The organism is uncultured Sulfitobacter sp. (assembly GCF_947500075.1).
GTDB lineage: Bacteria > Pseudomonadota > Alphaproteobacteria > Rhodobacterales > Rhodobacteraceae > Sulfitobacter.
In genome coordinates this window covers 922,941-948,946 of record NZ_CANMQS010000002.1, presented here as the reverse complement: position 1 = coordinate 948,946, position 26,006 = coordinate 922,941, and the positions used below count along the sequence as shown (strand labels likewise).

Annotated in this window: 25 protein-coding genes; 12 read left to right on the top strand and 13 right to left on the bottom strand. The window is 60.8% G+C overall.

Translation table 11 applies throughout. The features are described 5' to 3' along the window. Window positions 1-55: 55 nt before the first annotated feature. Both prfB and Q1A91_RS09610 read left to right on the top strand, forming a co-directional pair. On the top strand, window positions 56-1,180 hold the full coding sequence (prfB, locus tag Q1A91_RS09615; protein ID WP_299876086.1) for a peptide chain release factor 2: 1,125 nt from the start codon (window positions 56-58) through the stop codon (window positions 1,178-1,180). A gap of 81 nt (window positions 1,181-1,261) precedes the next feature. Next, a complete protein-coding gene (locus Q1A91_RS09610; protein WP_299876084.1) occupies window positions 1,262-2,671 on the top strand; it encodes an amidase in 1,410 nt (469 codons plus the stop codon). Here the strand turns inward: Q1A91_RS09610 and Q1A91_RS09605 are convergent. The 3 genes from Q1A91_RS09605 to Q1A91_RS09595 form a co-directional block, all read right to left on the bottom strand. Further along, window positions 2,664-2,906 carry a hypothetical protein gene (locus Q1A91_RS09605; RefSeq protein ID WP_299876082.1) on the bottom strand — a complete coding sequence of 81 codons (243 nt, stop codon included), beginning with the start codon at window positions 2,904-2,906 and terminating at the stop codon, window positions 2,664-2,666. The two genes, Q1A91_RS09610 and Q1A91_RS09605, sit on opposite strands and share 8 nt — an antisense overlap. Continuing rightward, the gene (locus Q1A91_RS09600; protein ID WP_299876080.1) at window positions 2,903-4,063 is read right to left on the bottom strand and encodes an aromatic ring-hydroxylating dioxygenase subunit alpha; all 1,161 of its coding nucleotides are present in this window, start codon (window positions 4,061-4,063) and stop codon (window positions 2,903-2,905) included. Before Q1A91_RS09600 ends, Q1A91_RS09605 begins: the two co-directional genes overlap by 4 nt. 116 nt (window positions 4,064-4,179) lie before the next feature. Further along, the gene (locus Q1A91_RS09595) at window positions 4,180-4,980 is read right to left on the bottom strand and encodes a helix-turn-helix domain-containing protein (protein WP_367278662.1); all 801 of its coding nucleotides are present in this window, start codon (window positions 4,978-4,980) and stop codon (window positions 4,180-4,182) included. Between the two features lie 230 nt (window positions 4,981-5,210). Here Q1A91_RS09595 and Q1A91_RS09590 point away from each other — a divergent pair, with 230 nt between their 5' ends. Further along, window positions 5,211-5,582 (top strand): hypothetical protein, encoded by a 372-nt coding sequence (locus tag Q1A91_RS09590; RefSeq protein ID WP_299876078.1) that lies wholly within the window; start codon window positions 5,211-5,213, stop codon window positions 5,580-5,582. A 58-nt stretch (window positions 5,583-5,640) separates the two neighbouring features. On the opposite strand, the gene ilvN is transcribed toward Q1A91_RS09590, so the two are convergent. From ilvN to Q1A91_RS09570, 4 genes are all read right to left on the bottom strand, one after another. Next, window positions 5,641-6,201: an acetolactate synthase small subunit gene (ilvN, locus tag Q1A91_RS09585; RefSeq protein WP_299876076.1), complete on the bottom strand. Its 561-nt coding sequence runs from the start codon at window positions 6,199-6,201 to the stop codon at window positions 5,641-5,643. Window positions 6,202-6,272: 71 nt separating this feature from the next. Beyond that, the gene (locus Q1A91_RS09580; protein ID WP_299876075.1) at window positions 6,273-8,024 is read right to left on the bottom strand and encodes an acetolactate synthase 3 large subunit; all 1,752 of its coding nucleotides are present in this window, start codon (window positions 8,022-8,024) and stop codon (window positions 6,273-6,275) included. A 316-nt stretch (window positions 8,025-8,340) separates the two neighbouring features. Further along, complete coding sequence (locus tag Q1A91_RS09575; RefSeq protein ID WP_299876073.1) at window positions 8,341-9,000, bottom strand: response regulator transcription factor; 660 nt, start codon at window positions 8,998-9,000, stop codon at window positions 8,341-8,343. Then, window positions 8,997-10,439 (bottom strand): cache domain-containing protein, encoded by a 1,443-nt coding sequence (locus Q1A91_RS09570; protein WP_299876071.1) that lies wholly within the window; start codon window positions 10,437-10,439, stop codon window positions 8,997-8,999. Before Q1A91_RS09570 ends, Q1A91_RS09575 begins: the two co-directional genes overlap by 4 nt. 251 nt (window positions 10,440-10,690) lie before the next feature. Between Q1A91_RS09570 and Q1A91_RS09565 the strand changes: the two genes are divergently transcribed. The 4 genes from Q1A91_RS09565 to Q1A91_RS09550 all read left to right on the top strand — a co-directional run bounded on the left by Q1A91_RS09565 (window position 10,691) and on the right by Q1A91_RS09550 (window position 15,859). Then, window positions 10,691-11,779, top strand: a complete 1,089-nt coding sequence (locus Q1A91_RS09565; protein ID WP_299876069.1) for a TRAP transporter substrate-binding protein — start codon at window positions 10,691-10,693, stop codon at window positions 11,777-11,779. Window positions 11,780-11,995: 216 nt separating this feature from the next. Beyond that, the gene (locus Q1A91_RS09560) at window positions 11,996-12,877 is read left to right on the top strand and encodes a C4-dicarboxylate ABC transporter permease (RefSeq protein WP_299876067.1); all 882 of its coding nucleotides are present in this window, start codon (window positions 11,996-11,998) and stop codon (window positions 12,875-12,877) included. Further along, window positions 12,877-15,231, top strand: a complete 2,355-nt coding sequence (locus Q1A91_RS09555) for a TRAP transporter large permease subunit (RefSeq protein WP_299876065.1) — start codon at window positions 12,877-12,879, stop codon at window positions 15,229-15,231. The genes Q1A91_RS09560 and Q1A91_RS09555 overlap by 1 nt, the downstream gene beginning before the upstream one ends. Before the next feature lie 163 nt (window positions 15,232-15,394). Beyond that, the gene (locus Q1A91_RS09550) at window positions 15,395-15,859 is read left to right on the top strand and encodes a DUF6404 family protein (protein WP_299876063.1); all 465 of its coding nucleotides are present in this window, start codon (window positions 15,395-15,397) and stop codon (window positions 15,857-15,859) included. Between the two features lie 56 nt (window positions 15,860-15,915). On the opposite strand, the gene Q1A91_RS09545 is transcribed toward Q1A91_RS09550, so the two are convergent. The 4 genes from Q1A91_RS09545 to Q1A91_RS09530 all read right to left on the bottom strand — a co-directional run bounded on the left by Q1A91_RS09545 (window position 15,916) and on the right by Q1A91_RS09530 (window position 18,340). Continuing rightward, window positions 15,916-16,737 carry an arginyltransferase gene (locus tag Q1A91_RS09545; protein WP_299876186.1) on the bottom strand — a complete coding sequence of 274 codons (822 nt, stop codon included), beginning with the start codon at window positions 16,735-16,737 and terminating at the stop codon, window positions 15,916-15,918. 71 nt (window positions 16,738-16,808) lie between these two features. Then, window positions 16,809-17,246 carry an RDD family protein gene (locus Q1A91_RS09540; protein WP_299876060.1) on the bottom strand — a complete coding sequence of 146 codons (438 nt, stop codon included), beginning with the start codon at window positions 17,244-17,246 and terminating at the stop codon, window positions 16,809-16,811. 70 nt (window positions 17,247-17,316) lie between these two features. Then, the gene (locus tag Q1A91_RS09535; RefSeq protein ID WP_299876058.1) at window positions 17,317-17,727 is read right to left on the bottom strand and encodes a DUF2852 domain-containing protein; all 411 of its coding nucleotides are present in this window, start codon (window positions 17,725-17,727) and stop codon (window positions 17,317-17,319) included. Window positions 17,728-17,863: 136 nt separating this feature from the next. After that, window positions 17,864-18,340, bottom strand: a complete 477-nt coding sequence (locus Q1A91_RS09530) for a YbaK/EbsC family protein (protein ID WP_299876056.1) — start codon at window positions 18,338-18,340, stop codon at window positions 17,864-17,866. A 28-nt stretch (window positions 18,341-18,368) separates the two neighbouring features. Between Q1A91_RS09530 and Q1A91_RS09525 the strand changes: the two genes are divergently transcribed. From Q1A91_RS09525 to Q1A91_RS09505, 5 genes are all read left to right on the top strand, one after another. Continuing rightward, a complete protein-coding gene (locus Q1A91_RS09525) occupies window positions 18,369-21,167 on the top strand; it encodes a glutamine-synthetase adenylyltransferase (protein ID WP_299876054.1) in 2,799 nt (932 codons plus the stop codon). Continuing rightward, complete coding sequence (locus Q1A91_RS09520) at window positions 21,164-21,436, top strand: hypothetical protein (RefSeq protein ID WP_299876052.1); 273 nt, start codon at window positions 21,164-21,166, stop codon at window positions 21,434-21,436. The genes Q1A91_RS09525 and Q1A91_RS09520 overlap by 4 nt, the downstream gene beginning before the upstream one ends. Window positions 21,437-21,595: 159 nt before the next feature. Then, complete coding sequence (locus tag Q1A91_RS09515; RefSeq protein ID WP_299876050.1) at window positions 21,596-22,204, top strand: DUF6778 family protein; 609 nt, start codon at window positions 21,596-21,598, stop codon at window positions 22,202-22,204. A gap of 74 nt (window positions 22,205-22,278) precedes the next feature. Next, window positions 22,279-23,502 carry an RSP_2647 family RNA methyltransferase gene (locus Q1A91_RS09510; protein WP_299876049.1) on the top strand — a complete coding sequence of 408 codons (1,224 nt, stop codon included), beginning with the start codon at window positions 22,279-22,281 and terminating at the stop codon, window positions 23,500-23,502. Next, window positions 23,499-24,053: an RSP_2648 family PIN domain-containing protein gene (locus tag Q1A91_RS09505; protein WP_299876047.1), complete on the top strand. Its 555-nt coding sequence runs from the start codon at window positions 23,499-23,501 to the stop codon at window positions 24,051-24,053. The genes Q1A91_RS09510 and Q1A91_RS09505 overlap by 4 nt, the downstream gene beginning before the upstream one ends. Window positions 24,054-24,078: 25 nt before the next feature. On the opposite strand, the gene Q1A91_RS09500 is transcribed toward Q1A91_RS09505, so the two are convergent. Continuing rightward, on the bottom strand, window positions 24,079-24,762 hold the full coding sequence (locus Q1A91_RS09500) for a M48 family metalloprotease (protein WP_299876045.1): 684 nt from the start codon (window positions 24,760-24,762) through the stop codon (window positions 24,079-24,081). Window positions 24,763-24,843: 81 nt separating this feature from the next. Further along, window positions 24,844-26,001: a cytochrome P450 gene (locus Q1A91_RS09495; RefSeq protein ID WP_299876043.1), complete on the bottom strand. Its 1,158-nt coding sequence runs from the start codon at window positions 25,999-26,001 to the stop codon at window positions 24,844-24,846. Window positions 26,002-26,006: the final 5 nt, after the last annotated feature.

Sequence of the window (26,006 nt, the reverse complement as noted above, 5' to 3'; positions counted from 1 at the left end):
GTTCGCGCGGCGGTGCTGGTCTATCTCGGACAAAAGTAGTTTCGAGGCAGATACCATGCGTGCAGAGGCACAGAACATCGCAGATCAGATCGGCAAGTCGCTGGAGTTGCTGGCCCAGCGGCTGGACGTGGAGACGGCTTCGCACCGGTTGGAGGAGTTCAACGCGCGGGTGGAGGACCCCAACCTGTGGGATGATCCTGATGCAGCGCAAAAGCTGATGCGCGACCGGCAGATGCTGGTGGATGCGATTGCGACCTATGAAGGCATCAAGCAGGACCTCAATGACAACATCGAGCTGATAGAGCTGGGTGAGATGGAAGAAGACGACGAAGTCGTGGGCGACGCTGAGGCGGCGTTGAAGGCGCTGGCGGAGAAAGCGGCGCAGAAGGAACTTGAAGCCTTGCTGGACGGCGAAGCGGACGGCAATGACACCTTTCTTGAGATCAACTCAGGTGCCGGCGGCACGGAAAGCTGTGACTGGGCGGCGATGCTGGCGCGGATGTATACCCGCTGGGCCGAAAAGAAAGGCTACAAGGTTGAGTTGCAGTCGGAGAGCGCGGGCGAAGAGGCGGGCATCAAATCCGCGACCTACAAGATCAGCGGGCCCAACGCCTATGGTTGGCTGAAGTCGGAAAGCGGCGTGCACCGGCTGGTGCGGATCAGCCCGTTTGACAGCGCGGCAAAGCGGCACACCTCCTTTACCTCGGTCGGGGTCTATCCGGTGGTGGATGACAATATCGAAATCGAAGTGAACCCGGCGGACATCCGCATTGATACCTATCGGTCCTCCGGGGCAGGCGGGCAGCACGTAAACACGACCGATTCCGCTGTGCGTATCACCCACGCGCCCACGGGCATTGTGGTGACGAGTTCAGAGAAATCCCAGCACCAGAACCGCGACATCGCGATGAAGGCGCTCAAAAGCCGTCTATATCAGATGGAGCTGGACCGCCGGAACGCCGCCGTGAACGAGATGCACGAGAACAAGGGCGACGCGGGCTGGGGCAACCAGATCCGGTCCTATGTCTTGCAGCCCTATCAGATGGTCAAAGACCTGCGCACAAACTTTGAAACGTCCGATACCAAGGGCGTGTTGGACGGAGACCTTGACGGGCTGATGGGCGCAACACTGGCGCTGGCTGTCAGCGGAAAGAGCCGGGCCGAAGCACAGGGCGAGTAACGCCGGTCTCTGGCCGGTGCCCGCGTGAGCGGGTCGGAAATACCCCTTGCCACTTTTGAAAGCGGTTGATTTAGTCCAGCAATGGATATTCTCAACATGAGCGCCCTTGAGCAGTCCTCTGCGATTGAACGCAAGACACTGGGCGTCGCTGAATTGATGCAGGCCACGCTGGACCGGATTGATGCGGTCAATGGCACTGTGAATGCAATCGTATCGCTGCGCGATCCGGATGACCTGATGGCAGAGGCACGGGCGGTGCAGGATGCGCCGCGCAAAGGCTGGCTGCATGGTATTCCGATTGCGATCAAGGATCTGGCGAATGCCAAGGGGTTGCCCAACTCGGGCGGCTCACCCTTGTTTGCCGATCAGATCGCGCAATACGATGAACCTGTGGTCAAACGGTTGCGGGACGCAGGCGCGCTGATCATCGGCAAGACCAATACGCCGGAGTTTGGATTGGGCAGCCACACTTTCAACCCGGTGCACGGGTTGACCCGCAACCCCTATGACACCTCCCGAAGTGCCGGAGGCTCCTCTGGCGGGGCGGCAGTGGCGCTGGCCACGCGGATGCTCAGCGTGGCGGACGGGTCAGACATGATGGGTTCGCTGCGCAACCCGGCGGGATGGAACAACGTCTATGGTGCGCGGCCGACGTGGGGGTCTGTGCCCTCGGACCCGCGGGGGGATGTGTTCATGCACCAACTGTCCACCTCTGGCCCAATGGCGCGCAACCCGGCTGATCTTGCGATTTTGCTGGATACGATCACCGGCCCTGACGAACGCCAGCCCCTTGGCAAGATGCCCGGTCAAGCGGTGCCGATGCTGGCGCAACCCCTGCCGCAGCAGCGCATTGCCTGGCTGGGAGACTGGGGCGGCGCGCTGCCTTTTGAGGATGGCATTCTTTCGCTGAGTGAGGCGGCGATGACCCAGATGGCAGGGCTAGGCCATCTGGTCAGCGCGCTGGACGCCCCGTTTGATGCGGATGAGATGTGGGAGAGCTGGATCACCCTGCGCTCGTTCTCGGTCGCGGCGGGTTTGCATCCGATCTATGCCGATCCGGAAAAGCGCGCATACCTCAAGCCGGCCGCGCAATGGGAGGTGTCACGGGGCGTTTCCATGTCAGCGATGGATTTGCACCACGCCAGCCTGTCGCGTTCCGACTGGTTCCGCAAGACCAGCGCGTTGTTTGAGGATTTTGATGTGCTGGTGCTGCCCTCTGCGCAGTGCTGGCCGTTTGACGCGACCCTGGATCACCCGACCGAGATTGCCGGCGTGACGATGGACACCTATCACCGCTGGATGCAGGTGGTGATCCCGGCCAGTCTGGTGGGGCTGCCGGTGATCAATATCCCCATCGGTTTCGGGGAGAACGGTCTGCCCGCCGGGCTGCAACTGATTGGACCGCGCGGCGGGGCCGGGCGGTTGCTGCAACTGGCGCAGGACTGGCACAAAATGACCGATTGGCCAAACAAGCGTCCCCCCGCTATCTGAGCGGCGGTCGGGGTGGACCCAGCGGGGCCTCGCGGCCCATCTCGATCAGCCGCGCGCGCAGGGCGTCGCGGTCGGGATGGTTGATCTCCATCGCGAAGACATGGGCGTGGGTCAGGTAGAACGCCACAGCCTCTGTGTTGTTCGCCTGTGCGGCGGCCTGTTGGTAGAGCGTGACCAGACTGGCTGCATCGCCCTGTGCGTGGGCGTGCAGCAGGTCGGCGTCAAGTGTGCTCACTCAGCTGCTCTTGGGGTGGCGCGGGCGCGCTCCAGCTGGGCCGCGACCCAGTCATGGAACATATGTGTGGGCCCGTCCATCGCCGGAGAGAACCGCCCGCCATCAAAGATCGGCGCATGACGTCCGCGCTGCATGCCTTCCACCACAAAGACGTCTTCGGTGAAGACTTCCTTCCACTGAACCGCATTGCGAACGCGCAGGTCTTCGTCTGTCTCAGAGGACGCGTAATAGATGTTCACATGTTCCAGCGTCTGTTCGGTGCTCTGCGGTACCAGAATGATGGAGTAGGCGTGATCGCGGTGCACCCCCAGAAGGACGTTGGGATAAACGGTGATGTATTCAGCCGCCGTGTCCCATTTGTCGGACAGGTCGGCAAAGTCCGGGAACGTCGTGCCCGCTTCGTCTTTCAACTGGCGGTAGACCAGCGTGCCCTGGCCTGAATACTTCAGCGGCGCTTCGATGTGGTAATGGTCTTCGAGCCGGGAATAGCTGTTGAGACCGGGATGGACCCAGGGCAGGTGATAGCTTTCGCAGTAGTTCTCAACCGCCAGCTTCCAGTTGCAGGCCACATCCAGCGTGAAGCTGCTTTCCGCGCCGCCGTGGTGCAGGGGTTTGTCGAATTCAGCCCAGCGCGCCAGCAGGTCGGCATGCACTTCTTCAAAGGGCAGGGCGGTGCCGGAGACGTTGATATAGATCACATCCATCCAGATGTGGCTGCGGATTTCGATGAGGCCCAGCAGGGCGCGGTCGATGCCTTCGTGGGTGTTCTGGCCGGGGCCGCCCACATGGGGCGTGCTGACAAGGCGGCCATCGGTGGAATAGCACCAGCTATGATAGGGGCAGCGAATGGCCCCTTCGATGCGCCGGGGTTCTTCGATCAGGATCATGCCACGGTGACGGCAGGTGTTCTGGAAGACGCGAACGTTGTCTTCGCGGTCACGCACAATGAAAAGCGGCATGCCAAGGAATGTCAGAGGCACCGCATCGCCCACTTCGGGGACATCAGCGGCAACGGCAAGACCCGCCCAATTGTCAAACAGGACCGCATCGCGTTCCTCCGCAAAGGTCGCGGGATCGATGTAATGGGCGTTGGGAAGACCGTTGGCCTTGGCAATGGGCTGGCGCACGGCGCTCAGATCAGTGGGGTGATCCTGCATGGCTGTCTCCTGTTCCTTGTGCGGTCCAGCCTAGCGGCCTCGCATGGGCCTATGCCCTTCATCCGCGACATCGACTTTTTCAGGGGCGACATGTTGTTCAGGCGCATGCGGGCCGGTCAGGCGAAGGGAACCTCAACCCGTAACAATCTGCGATGGAAGGGCGGCAGCTCATCTGCGCTGCAATAGCCTGCTGCGCGGGCGGCAGGCAGGACAGGGGCCATCTCCCTGCCGAGGTATTCATAGACCAGACGGGTTGCACGCACCTCGCCGGTGACCTCGGGAACGGTGCGGGTGACATATCCAACCCAATAGTTGTTCTCAAAGGATGCAACCCGGCTGAGGTAATTGAACGAGCATGTCATCGCATTGTGGCGCGATACGAACAGGCCGATGCCGTCTTCCTGCTGCATGACAAGGCCGCGATACTCCCGCGATTTGGGAGAGATTGGCAGCGCCTGCAATTGCATCGCCTCGCGGGTTTCAAAACCGCGCATGCAGGTGGTCTTGCCCTGTCGGCTGACATGCACCAGCGCGGTCATGAAGACGGTCTGCTTGACAAAGCTGCGGCGGGAGAAGCGGTAAAATCCGGTGGGAAAGATGTCTTCGGGCACGTCCTGCGCGCCTGCGCCAACATACTCCCGCAAGAACGGATTGCTGATCGGATCGTCGGTGTTGGCGATCTTGTCAACCGGTTCAAGCAACACGCGACCGTCAACATCGAAGAAGGCGCAGATGCGGGCCAGCACATCAGGGCGGGGAAAACTCTCTCCGCTGAGGTAACGGTTGAACTGGGTGCGGTTGATGTTGAGCTGTCTGGACAGGTCAGAGATCGACGTGTACCCCGCAGCCAGCCGCCGCAGGTTCGCGCCAAACATGGCGCGCAGTTCGGCCGGAGAAGACTGCTTTTGCGTGATCAATGTGTTAGGATTCTCTTTACCACTCTTGCTTAAGTAGAACCACGCGATCACTTTCCGTGCTAAGGTTTTAGCATGACGCTTGAGTGCTACGAAGCTGACGCTAAAGCGCAACAAGTGCCCTTGTCAACGACACAAAATACGCGGGATCTGGATCATAAAACCCATATCCTTCCACACCGCGTTGTTGATAACGTCCACTAATACGAAGAAAAAGTTGCAGGTGACGTAGAATGATTGGTGTTGTGCTTTGGAGCGATCCTGACGGGAACTCAGCCGTTTTCTGGTGTGAGGATCAGGGCGATCTGGCCTATTTTGAGCGGACCGGCGATGTTTTCGTTGGCGGGTCGCTGTTTGTGGCCGGTGACATGGTGCAATTCGACATCCGCTATGACGGCAAGATGCGCTGCGCGATTGAACCGCGTCTGCTACAGGAACAGGTGTGTCAGAGCCTGCCGTCGCGGTTGCGTCAGACGGCGCAGGCGCAGCCATCACAAACGACCGGCACCACGGGGCAGGCCACAGGCCGGTCCGCGAAGGTGGTGCCATTTGAAGGGCGCAGGGCAACAGCTGCAAAACCGCAACTGCATGCTGTCAAAGCCTGATCAGGCGTGGCCCCCCGGAGCCTGATCGCGCGTCTTCAAATTTTCCAGCCTGCCGGGGTCAGTCGCCCCGTGACAGCGCCGCAACACCCGTCCGCGCAACCTCCGTCAGGCCAAGGGGCCGCATCAGGTCCGCGAAGGCGTCGATTTTCTCCGGCGCGCCGGTGATTTCGAAAATGAAGCTTTCCAGCGTGCTGTCGACCACATTGGCGCGGAAGATATCCGCCAGCCGCAAAGCCTCGACCCGGTGATCGCCTTTGCCTGCGACTTTGAACATGGCCAGCTCGCGTTCGACCGATGCGCCTTCAACGGTCAGGTCATGCACTTCGACGACCGTCACGATCCGACCCAGCTGCGCCTTGATCTGCTCAATCACCTGCGGCGTGCCGGAAGTGACGATGGTGATGCGGCTCAGATGCCCGGTGTGATCCACTTCGGCGACGGTCAGGCTGTCGATGTTGTAGCCGCGCCCGGAGAACAGGCCAATGACACGGGCCAGCACACCCGGTTCGTTTTCGACCAGCACGGCAAGGGTGTGGCGTTCAACAACGTCCGAGAAGTTGGGCCGTAGGTTATAGGCGGAGTGGCTGGTGGCGCCTTTTTTGATTTTTAGGGCTGACATGTTTCGTATCCTTCATTTCCTGCATCGGAAATTTTGAAAATTTCCGTCCGTTTTCTTTCAAAGAAAACGATTTAGACCAACACCTTCCCCTCAGCATCAATCGCCGTGGACGTGTCCACCTCACCCATGATCATCTCATTGTGCGCCTTGCCCGAGGGGATCATCGGGAAGCAGTTTTCGTGCTTTTCCACCAGACAATCAAAGATCACCGGACCATCGTGGTTCAGCATCTCCATGATCGCGTCGTCCAGGTCGTCGGGGTCCTGACACAAGATGCCCTTCGCGCCAAAGGCTTCGGCCAGTTTCACGAAATCGGGCAGGGATTCAGACCATGACGACGAATACCGCTCCCCGTGCAACAGCTCCTGCCACTGGCGCACCATGCCAAGGCGTTCGTTGTTCAGGATGAACTGCTTGACGGGCAGATTGTACTGCATCGCCGTGCCCATTTCCTGCATGTTCATCAACCACGAGGCTTCGCCGGCCACGTTGATCACCAAGGCCTCAGGGTGCGCCATCTGCACACCGATCGAGGCGGGGAAGCCGTAGCCCATGGTGCCCAACCCGCCGGAGGTCATCCAGCGGTTGGGGTCTTCGAACCCGAGATACTGCGCGGCCCACATCTGGTGCTGGCCCACTTCGGTGCAGATATAGCGGTCGTGATCCTTGGTCAGGGCCTCAAGCCGCGCCAGCGCGTATTGGGGTTTGATGACCTTGCCCTTCTGGGTGAACTTCAGGCAGTCCACGCTGCGCCATTCGTCGATCTGTTTCCACCACTTCGCGACAGCCTCGGCATTGGTCTTGCGGCCACGGGACTTCCAGACCTTCAGCAGGTCTTCGAGCACATGGCCCACGTCGCCCATGATCGGGATGTCGACGCGGATCACTTTGTTGATCGACGACGGATCAATGTCGATATGCGCCTTGATGGACTTGGGGCTGAAGCGGTCGACCACGCCAGTGATCCGGTCGTCAAAGCGGGCGCCGATGTTGATCATCAGATCGCAGTCGTGCATCGCCATGTTGGCTTCATAGAGCCCGTGCATGCCCAGCATGCCGACCCATTTGTCACCAGACGCGGGATAGCACCCCAGACCCATCAGAGTGGATGTGATCGGGAAACCTGTCGCCTCCACCAATTCACGCAGCAATTGCGAGGCACCGGGGCCGGAGTTGATCACCCCGCCGCCGGTATAGAAAATCGGCCGTTTGGCTTTTTCCATCGCCGCCACAAGTTCGGTGATCGCTTCCAGATCGCCTTTCAGCTGCGGCTGATAGCGGGAAGTGGAGCGGGCCTTGGGGGCATAGGTGCCGGTGGCGAATTGCACATCCTTGGGAATGTCCACCAGCACAGGGCCGGGACGGCCCGAGGTCGCCACGTGGAACGCCTCGTGGATCACACCGGCGAGTTTGTCGGTCTCTTTCACCAGCCAGTTGTGTTTCGTACAGGGGCGCGTGATGCCCACGGTGTCGGCTTCCTGAAAGGCGTCAGAGCCGATCATGAAGGTTGGCACCTGACCCGTCAGCACCACCAGCGGGATACTGTCCATCAGCGCGTCCGTGAGGCCCGTCACCGCATTGGTCGCACCGGGGCCGGAGGTCACCAGCACAACGCCGGGCTTGCCGGTGGCGCGGGCGTAGCCTTCGGCGGCGTGCACGGCACCTTGTTCATGGCGCACAAGGATGTGCTTGATGGAGTTCTGCTGAAAGACCTCATCGTAGATGGGTAGGACAGCGCCGCCGGGATATCCGAATACGGTGTCGACACCTTGATCGATCAAGGCTTGGACGATCATTTTGGCTCCGGTCATTTGGCGTGTCATGGTCTGTCTCCGTCGGGCAGATGGTGTTGTGGTCGTTCGTTACGTTTACGCATAAAAAAGCCCCCGGTTGTGAAACGGGGGCGCATGGGTCTGATTGTGGTCAACCGTTACCGGCCCATGCGCGTGGTTCCTACAATGACGACTAGCGTGGTCATGAATTCTTGCTCCTTCAGCGTGCGGCGACATTATGAGCGGCTTGCGGGAGCGTCAACAGGCAATTCAGCGAAAAATGTGTCCGCGGGGCGGAAAATTGCGACATATTGTTGCGTCTGACCTGTGTTGCTCGACATTTTCGTGAATTCAGGCCGGTGTCAGATCAGAAATCGCCACCGGTGCCCTGTAACACACCATGTTCCATCGCATAGCGCGTCAGCCCTGCCGTGCTGGAGATGCCCAGCTTGCGTTTGATGTTCTTGCGGTGGGTTTCGACCGTGCGGACAGAGATATCGAGGACATTCGCCACTTCCTTGTTCGACTGCCCCTGTGCCAGTTGCAGCAGGATGGTCTGCTCGCGTTCGGTCAGGGCCTCGCGGGCGGGGGTGTCCTTTGGCGCGATGGAGCCTTGCGCGCCTGTGCAGAGATAGCGCTGCCCGCTCATCACGACGTCGATGGCTTTCTTGATCTCATCGGTGGGCACGTCTTTGAGCAGATACCCCATCGCCCCGTGGCTGAGCGCGGAGGAGATGTATTCTGCGTTGTCGTGCATCGACAGGATCAGCACGCGGGTGTCGGGGCGGTGTTCCAGCACAATCTCGGTGGTGCTGAGGCCGCCCATCTCCGGCATGTTGAGGTCCATAAGAATTACGTCGGGGGCCAGCGTCTCCAGTTGGTCAATCACCGCGCGGCCATTGCTGAGGGTGCCAATCACGCAGATGTCGTCATAGCTTTCGAGGATGGACTGGATGCCTTCGGCCACCATCGGGTGATCGTCAACGATCAGGACGCGGGCCGGGGAGGGATCGGGCAGGGCGGTCATTCGGCAGCTACTTTCGGGTTTGCTTTGGGGGCGGGAGCGGATTTGCTTTGCGGAGTGAGCATATGGCTGAGCGGAACCGTGGCTGCAATGGTTGTCCCGCCGCCCTGCGTTTCCGAAATGTCGAGCCGCCCGCCCAATTGTTCCATCCGTTCCTGCATATTGCGCAGTCCAAGACCGGCTGAGCCGCGCGCGTGGTTCTTGTCTGCCAGCCCGCGTCCATTGTCGCTGATCCTCAGCGTGGCACCCTTGCGGTGGCCACGGATGTCGACGGCGACATGGGTCGCGCCCGCATGTCGTTCGACGTTGGTCAGCGCTTCCTGGGCGATCCGGTACAGCGCGATGCGCGCGTCATTGTCCAGCCGGTTGCGGAAGACCACCGTTTCAAAGGCGCAGGTGATGCCGGTGCGGGTGGCGAAATCTTCGGTCAGGGTCTTGATCGCGGGGCCAAGGCCCAGATCATCCAGCACGCCGGGGCGCAGATCACGGCTGATCCTGCGGACTTCGGTGATGGCTTCGCCCAGCGAGGCGATACCTTTCTCAAGCGGCTCCTGCGCGCCGTCCTTGCCGCCGGCCAGCCGCAACCGGGTGTTTTCCAGCGCATATCTGACGCCGACGAGGATCTGGCTGATCCCGTCGTGCAATTCCCGCGCAACGCGTCCGCGTTCCTCTTCCTGCGCGTCAAACACCCGTTGGGTGAGGCGTTTCAACTTGGCATCGGCCAAGCGGCGTTCGCGCAGGTTGATCAACATGCCGGTGCCAAAGACCACGAACAGGGCGGCGAGGGTGATGGCGCCGATATAGACAAAAGTGCGCTGAATGCGGGTTTCCACATCCGCGCGGGCCGCCGCGACCGATGCCAGAACGTCATCAATGAACACGCCTGTGCCCACCGCCCACTGCCAGGACGGGAAGGAGGTCACATAGGTGATCATCCGCGCTTCTTCACCAGTGGTGGTCTTGGGCCAGAGATAGCTGTGAAAACCGGCACCGTCGCGCGCAATGCGGATCAGTTCATCGACAACGGGCGTGCCTTCGCTGTCGGTCTCTCCGCTGCGGTTGGTGTTGATGCGGTCGGTCTGACGCGGGCTGACGAGCGCTGTGCCATCGTAGTCGTAGACAAAAAACTGGCCTTCCTCGCCAAAGATCATTGCAGAAAGAATCTGGGCGACCTGCGCTTTGGCGGCACTGTCATCGGGGGCGGCGTTGCCGTAGATGAAGTAGAAGCCGTTGCGGGCCTGGGTGACGTAATTGCGCAACTCGGCCTTCTTGGCCTCGATCAACTGGTTTTCCAGCAGACTGATCTCCCGCTCCGCCAAGGCGCGCGATTGCAGGGCGACGACCACGGCGATCATCGCCACCGCCACAATCAGCGGCACGGCAGCCAGCAGCGTCAGCTTTTGGGCATAGCTGAGGGCGAGTTGGGGCAGGCGACGTAACATACCTTTGATTCGATACGCTGAAACGGGCGCGAATCAAAGTCTCTCGCCCTCTGGACGGCTTTGGGCAGTGGACAATGCGCCAATATCCGGGGCAATACTGGAAAAAATCAATAAAAATCGGGTGGATGCGCCTCCCTACGCAGTAGTTGGTATTCCCAATTGCAAAGCTGGCGCTACTGTTACGCCACTGTAATCGTGCCCGTGCGCCATGGAAAATGGCGAAGCGGGACTTCCTTGGGAGGAAAACACCTATGGATCGTCGTTCATTTCTGAAGACATCTGCGCTTGGCGGTACGGCCGCTGCAGCATCCACACTGGCAGCCCCTGCATATGCAGCAGGCCACCGCACCCTGACAATGGTCACATCCTGGCCGCGCGGCTTCGCCGTGCTGGACGATGCGGCGACATATCTCAACACCATGGTTGATGAGATGTCTGACGGCACGCTGACCATCGACAAGAAAGCCCCCGGCGAGTTGGTCGGCGCGTTCGAGGTTTTTGACGCGGTATCTTCTGGTCAGGCCGATATGTATCACTCCGCTGACTACTACTTCATCGGTCAGCACCCTGCCTACGCCTATTACACAGCCGTGCCTTTCGGCGGCACAGCGCAGGAACTGACAAACTGGTACCACCACGGTGGCGGCCATGAGCTCCACAATGAGCTGGGCGAAGTCTTCAACCTGAAGTCCTTCCTCGCGGGTAACTCCGGTTCCCAGTCCGGTGGCTGGTTCCGCAATGAAATCGGCTCTGCGGCTGACTTCAATGGTCTGAAGTTCCGTATGCCCGGTCTGGGCGGCAAGGTGCTGGGCAAGCTCGGCGCATCCGTGCAGAACATCCCCGGTGGTGAACTCTATCAGGCGCTGTCTTCGGGTGCTCTAGACGGTCTGGAGTGGGTTGGTCCCTTCGCGGACGAACGCGCGGGTTTCCAGGAAGTTGCCAAAGTCTACTACACAGCGGGTTTCCACGAGCCAGGCTCCGGTCTTGCGGCTGCGGTCAACCTTGATGTCTTCAACGAGCTGTCCACAGCGCACCAGAAGATCATTGAGTATGCAGCGATGGCGACAACCCACGTGCAGCTGGCACAGACGCTGGCCAACAACGGTGCCGCACTGGGCCGTTTGCAGCAGCAGGGTGTGAAAACCATGCAGTTCTCCGATGATGTGTGGGATGCCTTCGGCGCCGCCTCTGCCGAGGTGATGGACGAAAACATGGGTGATGAGCTGTTCGCCCGGACACGCGAGAGCTTTGAAGCGTCGCTGACGTCTTCGGCTGAGTGGCTGTCCAAGTCCGACGCCTTCTATGTTGAGCAGCGTGAGCGCGTGCGCAACAAGGCGTAAGCCTTTCTAAAGACACGTGTTGAGGGCCGCATACCAGCGGCCCTTGACGCACATCAAAAACGGCCATCGGGAGAGGCCGAATAAGCGTGCAACAACAGTGCGCAGCCCAATAAACAGGGGGGAACACCAATGGCAGATGACGTGGTATGTGAGGGATTTTTCCGTGCAGCTGAGGGCGCAAAGCTCAGCTGTCTCGACAAATTCCAGGACAGCGGCATGGTCCAGTTTGTTTTGGGCAATCTGCTTGAGGCACCTTACAACTTCTTCGCGGCGCTGTTTCAGCCGCAGTTGTGGTTGAACTGGTCCAACCCCGAGGCGCTGATGCGCTTCATCTACTACGGTGGTTCGGTTGAGTTCTTCTTTGTCTGCGCGATGATGCTGGTCATTCTTACGGCAGTGGGCATATGGAAGCGGTCGGTGATGTGGGGCTGCGTGCGCGGCCTTGAGGGGTTTGGCAACTTCATGGGCCGACTCTTTGCCTGGGCGGGCCTGATCATGGTGATCCAGCAGATCATCATCGTGTTCATGCAGCGGATCTTCACCCGACCGGATATCTCCATCGGCTTTGGTATCCCGCTGCAATTCGACATCTCGTGGTTCGCAGAAGAGTTGAAGCTTTTCAACGCCATGGTCGTCTGTCTGTGCGTGTCCTACACGTTCATTCAAGGCGGGCATGTGCGGGTGGACCTGTTCTATGCCGGGGCCAAGTTCCGCACGAAAAAGATCGTCGACATGTTCGGCGCGCTGTTTTTCATGATCCCTTTTGCAGTGGTGACATGGCTTTACGGGTGGTTCTTCATGTGGCGTCATCTGGTGACACCGAACCCCTCCGCCTCTGACCGATTGGAGCTTTTGCTGCGCAAATCGCGCCTGTTGAAGTGGAATGTGGAGACGATCGGCTTTTCGCCAAACGGCTTCAATGGATACTTCATCTTCAAGGTGCTGCTATGCATGTTCTGCGTGATGGTGATCCTGCAAGCCATCGCATTGTTCTATCGCAGTTGGTGCGAGATGCGCGAAGGCGAGGATTCTGCGGGCAAATACCTCGACAAGGACACGTTGGGCGAAGGCGAAGAAGCCTATGAGGGGACACACTGATGTTTTTTGGTCTTGATGGGGTCGAGGTTGGCCTGATTATCGTATTCATCTGCCTTTTTGGCGGTATCCTCTCCGGCTTCCCGGTGGCATTTGCCATTGGGGGTGCGGGCATCATTTCCTTCGGGATCATTGCGGCCATGGACAGCGCGGGTTTGCTGATCCACGCGGCGATTGATACCGGGTCGCAGGCCTACCGCGATCTGGTGAATTCCGGGATAAAACCCGATACCGTCTCGATCTTCAGGTATCCGGAATTGCCGCGCATTGCGGAGCCTGTCTTCCCATCAGGTTGGGAAGTGGCCCTGGACCGCAACGTGTCCTTCATCGTGAACCGCATGAATGAACGTGTGCTGGCCGGTCAGTCGATTGAGACGCTGCTGGCGGTGCTGATGTTCGTTCTGATGGGCATCACGCTCGAACGCTCCAAGATCGCTGACGATCTGCTGACCACCATGGCGAAGGTCTTCGGACCACTGCCCGGCGGTCTGGCCGTGTCGGTTGTGGTTGTGGGGGCGTTTCTGGCGGCGTCCACCGGCATCGTGGGGGCGACGGTGGTGACGATGGGCCTGCTGGCCCTGCCGACCATGCTGCGCAACGGCTATTCGCCCGAGATTGCGACCGGGGTCATTGCGGCCTCCGGCACGTTGGGGCAGATCATTCCGCCGTCGATTGTGATCGTTCTGCTGGGGACATTGGCCGGTGATCTGTATTCCGCAGCACAGGAAGCCCGCGCGCAGACGGCGGGCTGTACGGATGCGCTGACGCTGCTGGGTGAACCGGCGGTGGTATCTGTGGGCACGCTCTTTCAGGCGGCCTTGCTGCCGGGGATCATGCTGGCGCTGCTCTATGCGCTTTATGCCTTTGGCTATGCGTTGTTGAACCCGGACAAGGCGCCAGCGGTTGAAATGGGGTCCACAAACTCCGAGCCGATCACCCGCGGCGAAGCCTTCACATGGTTTCTTGGTGCGCCTGCCTTGCTGATTGTGGGCACGATCCTGCTGGGCAACCTCAACGTGGTGGGCAGCCAGAGCACGACCATCTCCAGCTTCTCTGATATCGGGCAGGCGGCAAGCCTGCGCACGAACGTCAGCGAGGAATGCAAAGCGTCGATGATTGACCTGCATGGTCAGGACAAGTGGGACCGTGCGGTTGAAGAGCAGAAGGTCATCGACGATGCCGGCGGTCTGGCGCAATCCGAAAAACTGAGCATTGAGGCATTGGAAGAGCGTCTGGCCGATAAGATCAGCAGCGCCGCACCCATCGGAACGGGCGTTGCGATCCTGATCGTGATGATGGGCCTGTTCATGACCACCGCGCGCGGTGTGTCGCCTTCGTCAGAAACGCGCCCGCTGATCATCGGGGGTATCGGTCTGGTGCTGATGGCGCTGGTGGATATTGTGGTCGTTGGACCAACCATGTCTGCAGGGGTCACCTGCGTTGTGATGGCCGTGCCGTTTGCGCTGGCGATGTATGGCGTGTTCTACGCCACGCGGCTCTGTGCCGCGAATGAGCTCATTCGGGTGGTCTTTCCACCACTGATGCTGATCGTGGCGGTGCTGGGCTCCATCCTTGGCGGTATCACCAACCCGACGCCCGCAGCGGCGCTGGGGGCGGGTGGTGCGATCATGCTGGCGGCGTACCGCAAGCTCAAGGACGAGGACCGGTCGCCGAAGGTGATCATCTGGTCAACGCTGGCGATCATTGTCTGCATCCTTGTGGGCGTGAACTTTGATCTGCGCATCAATCAGGACGATGTGGGCTTTGAGAACTGGGTGGCGTTCTTCATCGCCTATGGTGCCTACCTTTACGCGATCTTTGGTCTGCTGTTCTCCTGCTACATCCTGTATACCTCCGGTGTGCTGACGCCGGTGGTGCGGGAGACGGCCAAGGTCACCTCGATGGTGTTTACAATCCTCATCGGGTCGCAGCTTCTGAACCTTGTGGTGATCAGCTTTGGCGGGGAACACTACATCCAGCAGTTCCTGAAGTCGTTTGATAACGAATATACAGTGTTCCTGCTGGTGATGCTGGTGCTCTTCGTGCTGGGCTTTGTGTTGGATTTCCTTGAGATCATCTACATCGTTGTCCCGATTGTGGGGCCGGTGATCTACGGCGGGTCGTTTGATCCCAAGTGGGTGACGATCATGATCGCGGTGAACCTGCAAACCTCGTTCCTGACGCCGCCCTTTGGCTTTGCGCTGTTCTATCTGCGCGGCGTCGCCCCGGCGAGCGTGACAACAGCGCATATCTATCGCGGGATCGTGCCCTTCGTGCTGATACAGGTGGCAGGACTCGCGGTGCTGTTTTTCCTGCCGGGCATCGTGACCATCGTGCCAGACCTCATTCCGAACTAGGAATCGACGAAAAACCGCCGATACATCGGCAAGAAATGGCCACTCCATCCGGGGTGGCCATTTTGTTTTGAACCTTTACCAACTCTCGCAACAAAGACGTCAGAATTTTGCCCGGTTTCACCGCTACCTCTGCCTGCATGAACCGCATCCGTCGAGAAAACGCATGAGCGATCGCAATCTGGAGGCCCGTCTGAGCCGTCTGAATGCGCAGGCCGCTGCCCCCAAGAAGGCGCGGCTTGAAAAGCCTGTGAAGATGGACCGGCACCAGAAGCGCCGGGACCGGCTGGCGCGCGCGTTGCGGCTGCTGAACGAGGCCGGCGTCAGAGGCAACTATGCCTATCCCTTGCCCTTCCGGCTGTTGTCGAAGGTTGGCTACATCCTGAAGCCGCTGCACTTTCACTCCTGGGCCAGCTTGACCATCTTTGCGATGGCGATGTTCACCGTGATCTTTCTGGGGGCTGTGTCGATTGCCAATGCGATTGGTTACATGCCGGCTCCGCTGGCGCGGGTCATTGAAGTGGGACCTGCGATGTTTCTTGGTGTGAACATCGGGTTCAGCGTCACCTTCGCCGCGATCTACAAACGCAAGGCTGAGCGGATCGGCTTGCCCCGCTGGCGGGAACTCTAAACAGCCAATCCAAAACCTGAAGCACTCAGTTGCGCAGAAAGGCCCCGTGATACGCCTCAGCGGCTGCGCGGGCCGACATCCGGTAGCGAGATATTGGCAACCTGTTCGGCAATCGGATCGTTGCTGAGTGGGTGCTGCTTGAGCTCGAACGTCTCGGGATCTTTCAGCTTTTGCCACGCCCCGCCCATGTAGACCTCCAGCCCGGCAAAGTTGGCCTTGTACCCCATCTTCTGGCTGCCGGGCACCCAATAACCCAGATAGACGTAAGGAAGGCCCGCTGCACGGGCGATTTCCACATGATCGAGAATGATGTAGTTTCCAAGGCTCGCCCGTGGGCGGTCAGGGGTGTAGAAGGAGTAGACCATGCTGACCCCGTCCCCCAGCACATCTGTCAGGCAGACGCCAATCAGCTCTCCGCTTTCGATGTCGTGGTATTCGATCACGCGGCTGCGGATCGGGGTTTCCTCGATCATGGCGGCGAATTCGAAGACATCCATATCCGCCATGCCGCCATCTGCGTGACGGCTGTCGAGGTATTTGCGGAAGAGGGCGTATTGGTCTTCGGTCGCCCAGGGGGAGGTGGCGCGTCTGTTCAACCCCTCGTTGCGCTTGATGGTCCGCTTTTGGCTGCGCGACGGCGCGAATGCGGAAACATCTATTCGGGCTGACAGGCAGGCCGCGCAATCGGCGCAAGACGGCCGATACAGAACATTCTGGGAGCGGCGAAAACCCTGCGCTGAAAGGCTGTCGTTCAACTCAGCCGCGTTTTCCCCTTGAAGGGCCGTAAACAGCTTCCGCTCCATCCTGCCCTCCAGATAGGGGCAGGGTTGTGGGGCAGTCACGTAAAACTGCGGGGTCAGGGGCAGACTGTGGCGCATGGAATCCGTTCCGGTTTCGCAAATGATAGCCATGCCGGACCCTTGCGCCAAGGGTGCTTTTAATAAAATGGTTACGTTCTTTGGCGCCGGTTCATCGGGACGGTGCCAAGGAACATGTCCGTGAGGCCCTGCGCCCGCGCCGAGGTGCACATGAACACAATCGAAACAACCTGAACGATGGTCAGTGTCACCGACAGACTATACCCTAGCGTGTGCAAAAAAGCGAGGCCGAGGCTCAGCGGCTGGTCCTGTGCATCGCGGATTTCCATGGACATGATCCGCATGCCCCATGTGGCCGATCCATTGGCCAAGGTGATCACCCGGTAAGCAAAACCAACCACGATCAGCAGAAAGCCGAAAAAGAAAATGCCGGTGAATGCAGTGAAGGGCACGATCAGCACACAGATCAGGGCGATCAGACCGGTGTCAATCATCCAGGCAATCAGACGTTTGAAGGGGACGCCTTCGTAAAACTCAGGCTGGTGATGAGGATCGGGAGATGCGGTCATGGGTCTTTCTCAATGTTGTGCCTCCCGGCGGAAAACCGGGAGGCGGGGGAGACGCTGGTGCAGCCGGGGCTTACGCCTCCGCCGTGTCGTCGTTCTTGCGGGCACGTTCGTCCATGAACTGGTCAAACTCTGCCTTGTCCTTGGCTTCGCGCAGGCGGGCCAGGAAGCTTTCGAAGTTGCTCTGCTCTTCTTCCAGACGGCGCAGCGTGTCTTCTTTGTAGGCGTCAAACGCGGCGTTGCCGGTCTTGCTGGTGGACATCATCGAACGGGTGCGCCGGGTTGCGCAGGATTTGCCAGAAAACATACGTTTGCTCCAGATCATGTAAGCGAGAAGGGCGAGGCCGACTGGCCAGAAAAGGATAAAGCCGAGGACCATCGCGGCGATCCAGGCACCTTTGCCTTTGTCATCCAACCAACGCTCGGCGCGGGTCAGCCAGCTGTCGCGCGGTGCATAGCTGTGGTCTTGGGTCAGAGTGGTCATGGTCAAGCCTTCCAGTTGGTCAGGCCTGTTTCGCGGCCCGGTGTGAAGTGAGAGGTCTTATGTGAATGCCTTTCACATCAATCAAAATGGCCATTACCCGCCGCTTTGCAAGAGATGATGTGAATAGTTTTTACATTTATTTTGAAAGCGATTTGAATTCAGATACTTGCGCGCCTGAGATCTGTAGCATTTCTTGTGGCGGAAGGCCAAAAACATGATGCGGCGTGCCCGCGGCAGCCCAGATTTGATCGAATTTGAGCAGCGTTTCGTCAAACCACGCACGGCATGGTGTCAGATGCCCGACAGGGGAAACCCCGCCAATCGCAAAGCCGGTTTGCGCGCGCACAAGGGCCGCATCTGCCTTGCCCAGTGGGGCGCCCGCAAGGTCCGCTGCACGGGCCAGATCGACCTGATTGCCGCCAGCGGTGATAAAAAGAACGGCTTCTTCGATGTCTATGGTTTGCAGCACAATCGACTTGGCGATCTGATCCACCGTGCATCCCAGGGCGGTCGCTGCATCCTGTGCCGTGCGGGCGAGGGCGGTTTCACGCACATCGACAGGGACTCCGGCGCTTTCAAGTGCAGCGCGGACACGTTTCAGGCTCTTGCTCATGGCGCGACACTGTCGCAAAGCTGGGGGCATGACAATGCCTCTCGCCGCTCAGATCACCCGCACGCCCCGCCGCTTTGACGATGCCCTTGCCGTTGAGGCGGAGGCACAAGTGCCAGACCTGCCGCCGGAGTTGCGTGCGCTGGTGGGCGGAGCGGCGTCCTGCGCGCCTTATCTGGCGGCTTTGATCAGCAAGGAGGCTGCGTGGCTGCAAGACGCCGTCGCGGCACCGGCGGCGGCGGTGGCGGCGGTGATCGACACCGCGCGCCACTATGAAGGGGCCGATCTGGCGGATGCGCTGCGGCAGGCCAAGCGCCGGGTGGCCCTGATGACAGCGCTGGCGGATCTGGGCGGGGCTTGGACGTTGGAACAGGTCACCACGGCACTGACCGATTTTGCCGATGCGGCCTGTCAGGCGGCCTTGCGCGCAGGCCTTGGCGCGCAGATCAAGCGGGGCAAGCTGCCCGGCATGACGCTGGATGATCTGGCGGATGCGGCGGGCATGGTGGTGCTGGCCATGGGCAAGATGGGCGCGGGGGAGCTGAATTATTCATCCGACATCGACCTGATCTGTCTTTTCGACGAGACGCGGTTTGAAGCGGACGATTTCCACGATGCCCGCACCGCCTTTGTGCGTGCCACCCGCGCGATGTCTGCCACATTGAGCGATCTGACAGCCGAGGGGTACGTTTTCCGCACGGACCTGCGCCTGCGCCCGGACAGCGGTGTCACGCCGGTCTGCATGGCGATGGAAGCGGCGGAGCGGTATTACGAATCCCTTGGTCGCACCTGGGAAAGGGCAGCCTACATCAAGGCGCGCGCGGCCGCAGGCGACATCGCGGCGGGCAACAGGTTTCTCAAGACCCTGACGCCGTTCGTCTGGCGCAAGCACCTTGATTTCGCGGCCATTCAGGACGCCCACGACATGCGGCTGGCGATCCGCGCCCACAAGGGTCTTGGCGGGCCGATCACCCTGCCGGGGCACAACATGAAACTGGGGCGCGGCGGCATTCGGGAGATCGAGTTTTTCACCCAGACCCGCCAGTTGATCGCCGGAGGGCGCGATGTCGATCTGCGTGTGCGCGGCACCTGTGACGGCTTGCGCATACTGGCAGAGCGCGGATGGGTGCCACAGGATGCGGCAGAGACGCTGGTGGATCACTATGCCGCGCACCGCACCGTCGAACACCGGCTGCAAATGCTGCGCGACGCGCAGACCCACGATCTGCCGCAAAGCGCCGAAGGGTTTGCCCGGCTTGCGGCCTTCATGGACAGCGATGTGGACGATCTCAAAAAGGATCTGCACCGCAGGCTCAGTGCGGTGCATGATCTGGCAGAGGGGTTCTTTGCCGGGTCTGGCGCGCAGCCGACGGCGGCGCCTGCGGCGTCCCATGCGTTTGATGAAACGGTGCTTGACCGGTGGCTCAGCTACCCGGCACTGCGCAGCCCGCGCGGCGCGGCGTTGTTTGAGCAGCTCAAGCCCGACCTGCTGGCGCGGCTGGCGCAGGCCTCCAAACCAGATGAAGCGCTGCTGGCGTTTGATGGTTTCCTGTCCGGCTTGCCTGCGGGGGTGCAGCTTTTCTCGCTCCTTCAGGCCAATCCGCAACTGGCTGACCTGCTGATTGAGACGATCAACACATCGCCCGCCCTTGCCGCGCATCTGTCGCGAAATGCAGGCGTGTTTGATGCGGTGATCGGGGGGGATTTCTTCTCTGACTGGCCGGGAGAGGGGGAGCTGACCAGACTGCTGGCCGCACACCTTGAAGAGGCGGGGGATTATGAGACGCGGCTGGATGAAACCCGACGCTGGGCGCGCGAATGGCATTTTCGGATCGGGGTGCACCTGCTGCGCGGATTGACCGGGCCTGCGCAGGCAGGTCGGCAGTACGCTGATCTGGCCCGCGCGGTGCTGGCAGCCCTGTGGCCCGTCGTGGTCGATCAGTTCGCCACCCGCCACGGGCCGCCGCCCGGACGGGGGGCGGTGATCCTTGGCATGGGATCGCTGGGGGCAGGGCGGCTGACGGCGACCTCTGATCTGGATATGCTGGTGATCTATGATCCGCAGGATCAGGACATGTCCGAGGGGCCGCGCCCGCTGGCCACGCGGCTTTACTATGCGCGCCTCACGCAGGCGATGATCACCGCCATGACAGCGCCGATGGCGCAGGGCAAACTCTATGAGATCGACATGCGCCTGCGCCCCTCTGGCAATCAGGGGCCGGTGGCCACGGCCCTGAACAGTTTCGAGAACTATCAGAAATCCGAAGCCTGGACGTGGGAGCATCTGGCGCTGACCCGCGCGCGGGTCGTTGCGGGACCGCAGGCGCTGGGGGCGGATGTCGAGGCGCTTTGTGCCACGATCCTGTCCTTGCCGCGCGCAGGCAATGACATCCTGTCCGATGTGGCCGAGATGCGGGAGAAGATCGCCGCCGCCAAAAGCCCTGTGGGCGTGCTGGATGCCAAGATTGGCAAAGGACGGATGCAGGACATCGAGCTTTTGGCACAGGCCGGTGCACTGTTGACGGGCACAGCCGCGCATCAGATTTCGGAGGGGCTCGCCTCAGCACAGGAGGCAGGTGTTCTGACGGCTGATGAGGCCGCACGGCTGACAGCGGCCTATGACACCTGCTGGGCCCTGCAATGCGCCGGGCGGCTGCTGTCGGCGGCACCCGTGCAGGGCAGCGATCTGGGGCAGGCGGGGGCAGCGTTTCTGGCGCAGTCGCTTGAATGCGACACCCTGAGTGCTCTGGAGGCGCGGATGGACCAGCATTACGCCCAAGCGGCCGGGATCATCGATGCAGCGCTCAATGCACGGAACGATGCACCATGAACAAAGGCACTGAAACCGACCCCAAGGGGCTGATCCTTGAAGCCTACCGGATTGAAGGGATCACACCTGCGGAATGCCGCACGATCTTTCTGGATTGGGCGCTGAGCCTGCCGCTGGAGCAGGACACCGGCTCCAGCATCCGGGTGTTGCTGGATCAATATGCCGGTTCGGCCCCGGATCATCCCATGTCTGCTGTTCTGACCGAAGGCCTGACCAGCATGGCTGCGCCCAGGCGGCGCGGCGGCTGGCGCAGCCGCGCGCGGAACTGATCAGGGGTCAATCACGCCCTAAACAGGGCAGCCTGTCCTTGGTATCGGCATGAAAAAGGTCTGAATACACACACCTTTTGGCGCAATCTCGCCCTATTCTATCTGCAATGGTGGTTCCAATAGACATGTGGATTTCGTCCACAAACTGGGAGAACCCAAATGAAAACTCTTCGCCTGATCGCAGCCCTTGGCCTGGGAGGCATGGTTGCCGCCTGTGGCGCTGCCCCTGATGTTTCAACCACTTCCGTTGCACTGGGTGCCGGGGATCCAGCCCTTTCTTTCCAGCAAGAGGCGGTGATGCCCTCGATGGACGTCACGGGCATCAATGTCCGGGTGCCGCAGTCGCTGACCGTGACCGAGGCAAATGGTTATTACCCGCGTGCTGATATTGTCTGGCGCGGTGATGATCTGGGCGACCGCCGCCAGCAGGTCAAGACGATCTTCGAAGAAGCCTTTACCAGCGGCACCAGCACCATGAACGGGGATCGTCCCGTGATTGTCGATGTGCAGGTCAAACGCTTCCACTCTCTGTCAGAGCGCGCGCGGGAGCGCGTGGGCGGTGTGCACAACATGGAGTTCTTCCTGACCGTCTATGATGCAAAAACCGGTGATGTTGTCCTGCCGGCGCGGCTTGTCGAAGCCAACCTGCCCGCATTGGGCGGTGTGGCCGCCATCGAAGCGGTGCAGCGCGGCCAGACCCAGCGCGTGCGGGTGACCACCTATCTGTCCTTGGTCATTCAGGACGAATTGCGCAAAAGCCCGGTCTGATTTGACATGATCTGATCCGGCAAGGGTCACAACGGACCTTTCGCACAACAGATGAAACGGCTAGAGGGGGCGCTATGACAGCGCCCCTTTCCCCATCCCCCGACCCATCTGACGCCCTGCCGACCGTCCGGCTGATGCCCAAGGCCAATGCGCGGGCCATCCGCCATGGATTTCCCTGGGTCTATGCCAACGAAATGGTCACCGACCGCCGCACCCGCAAGCTGGCAGCAGGGACCATCGCGCGGCTGGAGGATTCCGCCCGCCAACCGCTGGGCCTCGTGGCGCTGAACCCTGACAGCAAGATCATCGCCCGCATGCTGGACCGCGATCCGGACGCGGTGATCGATCAGGATTGGTTTGAGCGGCACATATCCCGCGCCTTTGCCCTGCGCAGCAAGCTGTATGACGCGCCGTTCTACCGCCTGATCCATGCAGAAGCCGATGGCCTGCCGGGTGTGATCATCGACCGTTTTGGAGACACCTGCGTCGTGCAGCCCAATGCCGCGTGGTCGGATGTGCGTATCGCGCCGCTGTGTGCAGCGCTGCAAGCCGTGACGGGCGTGGCCAATGTGCTCAAAAGCGCCAGCGGTCGGGCGCGGTCTTTGGAAGGGCTCGACGATCAGAACATGGTGCTCGCAGGTGTTGCGCCGGATGCACCGGTGCAGGTTCCGATGAACGGTGCGATCTATCTTGCGGACCTGACAGGGGGCCAGAAAACCGGGTTGTTCTTTGATCAGCGTCCGAACCATGCGTTTGCGTCAGGGTTCGCCCGTAAGGCGCGGGTTTTGGATGTTTTTTGCCATGTCGGTGGGTTCTCTCTTGCTGCCTTGGCGGCAGGAGCGGCGCAGGCTTTGGCGGTGGACGGATCGGCTCCGGCTCTGGCGCTGGCGGCGGGTGGGGCCGAAGCCATGGGCATGGCTGACCGGTTCGAAACCCGGCAGGGGGATGCGTTTGAGGTTTTGGCCGCTCTCAAGGAAGAGGGCGCGACATTTGATCTGGTGATCTGCGATCCACCCGCCTTTGCACCTTCGCGCAACGCCGCTGAGGCAGGTCTGCGCGCCTATGAGCGGGTGGCACGGCTTGCTGCGCCGCTGGTGGCGGAGAATGGCACGCTGGCGCTGTGTTCGTGCTCTCATGCGGTGGATATCACCCAGTTCCGCGGCGCCTGTGTGCGCGGCATCGGGCGGGCGGGACGTCATGCGACGTTGCTGCATACGGGTTTTGCAGGCCCCGATCATCCGCAATTGCCGCAGCTTGCTGAAAGCGGCTATCTGAAGTCGCTGTTCTTCCGGGTGTGAGCGGCCCGCGCGTTCTTATCGACGCCTGCGTGCTGTATCCTACGGTGATGCGCGAGGTGGTGCTGGGGGTGGCACGGGCGGGGGCCTTTGAACCCATTTGGTCAGAACGCCTGCTGGAAGAATGGGCACGTGCCGCAATCAAGTTGGGTGCCGAAGGCGAAGCGCAGGCACGGGCGGAGATTGCCCTGCTGCGTCCAGCATGGCCACAGGCGGAACGGCCCGCAGCGCCGGGCGTTGCCGCGCGGCTGTGGTTGCCCGATGAAAACGACATTCATGTGCTGGCTGTCGCCGTCGATGCCGGGGCGGACATGATCATGACGCTGAACGCCAAGGATTTCCCACGCGGAACATTGGCGGAAGAGGGGCTGACGCGCGTCGATCCGGACAGCTACCTGATGCAGCTCTGGCCTGAACATGAGCAGGCGATCCGCGCCGTGGCCGAGAACGTGTTGGAGACCGCGCGCACCTTGTCCGGCACGGATTGGGAGATGCGGGGTTTGTTCAAGAAAGCCCGCCTGCCACGTCTGGCCAAGGTGCTTTCACGGGATTAATATCGCGCCGTAAGGCTCTGATAAATCACGGTTCCCATTTTGCCTCTAGCCGTTTTAGCGCTGTAATACGCTCCTCCGTCTTGGGATGGCTCAAGAGCCACGCAGGTGCCGTGCCATGGTTGCTCTGCGTGAGGGCTTCAAGCTTCTTGAACAGCGAAATCTGTGGCGCGACACCGATCCCGGCTTTGGTCAGCAACGCTGCGGCATAAGCGTCGGCTTCATATTCATCACTGCGTGACAGCCGTGCCGCCAGAAGCGTGGTCAGCATATTGGCAATCCACACCCCGACAAATGGAATGAAGCGACCCAACACCATCGCCAGCGCCGTGCGCATTGCGTTCTGGCCTGAGAAGTCGATCATCCGCCGGCGCGAATGCCCCAGAGCGACGTGGCCCAACTCATGGGCGATCACGCTGGCCAGTTCCTCAGCCGTGACGTCACCCGCTCTGAACTTCTTGTAGAATCCGCGTGTGATGAAAATCCGCCCGTCGGGTGCTGCAAGGCCATTGACCGGCTCGATCTCATAGATGTGCACCTTGATGCGCGGCAGATCCAGCGCGGTGGCCATCTTGTCGCTCAGTTTCTTCAGCACCGGATCGGCGAGCACGGTGGATTTCGCATCCAGTTCCTTCGCCGTCCGCCAGGCGGAGAAGCGGTACATGATGAGGCCGTAAGCGACGGCCAGCAGGATGGGAAGAACGCGGATCATGTCATTGAATATGGGGGCGAAATGCCTGCGGGCAAGCGGGGGAGGGTGGTATTTGACAAAGGATGACGCAGGCCGGGGGCGCTACCATGTGACGGGGACGTGGGTTGGGCCCCGAAACGCCCAGCCGCGGAAAGGGACAGGACCAGCCAGCGCAAGTGCTGGAAAACGCGCAAGGATCATCGGCACGGCGTATTCCGCCACCAAGGTGCGCGCGGCTGCTGCACCGGCGCAGAAATGCGGCCCTGCGCCAAAGGGGATCGCGGCCGACGTGTCGCGGGTCAGATCGAATTGATCCGCGTTTTCAAACACTTCCTCGTCCCGGCAGGCAGAGCCAACCATCAGGAAAACCCGGTCGCCGACCTCAAACGTCACGCCTTCGACGGTGTCTTTTGAGGCCACCATACGGGGGATCATCTGGATCGGGGCCACAAACCGTGCATACTCCGTGAAGGCACTGACATAGTTGACCGTGCCATCCTCCAGATGCGCGCGTTGGTCGGGATTGCTCAGCAGCGCCCACAGGAGGCCAGCGATTGCGTCGCGCGGCTCATTCTGGCCACCGCCGATGATGACCTTGACGTTCGCCCCGATGCTGGGCCGGGGCATGCCTGCGCGGTCCAGCACGCTGAGGATCGAAGGGTCAGGCGTTGCACGCAGTACGGCCAGCCGCGCATCAATGGCCTCATCCACAAAGGCCGCTTGCGCAAAGCCTTTGCGGTCCACCTCCGGGTCGGCGATGTAATTGGCCACCGCATCCAGCATCTCCTGACTGGCACGGTCCATCTGGGCGGGCGAGATGTTGGTCAGACCCGTCATCGCACAAAGTGCGGCACCAGAGACCGGCATGGCAAATTCCGTCACCAGATCGCAGCCCCCCTGCGGGGCCAGCGCGTCCAGCCGCGCCGCGACAATCTGTTTGAACTGCGGCGCCCAGTGATCGGCCACGGTGCGGGGGCTGAGCGCGGGAAAGAGCGCGCGGCGTTCGGCCATATGCCCGTCGCCATCCTGTCGCATCATGTTGAGGCCCATGATCTTTTCCATCAGCCCGCCGGGCTGGACGGAGGAAAACACATGGATGCGCTTTTCTTCCCGATGGATATCGGCACGGCGGGTGATCAGCGTGGCGTTCAATTCCGGCACATAGGTGATTGGGGCCGTGCGCCGCATCTGTGCCAGCTCAGGGTAGGGATCCACCGCAAAAGCAGCAGGGTCGATGTGGGTGATGGGGGCGTCAGACATGGGGC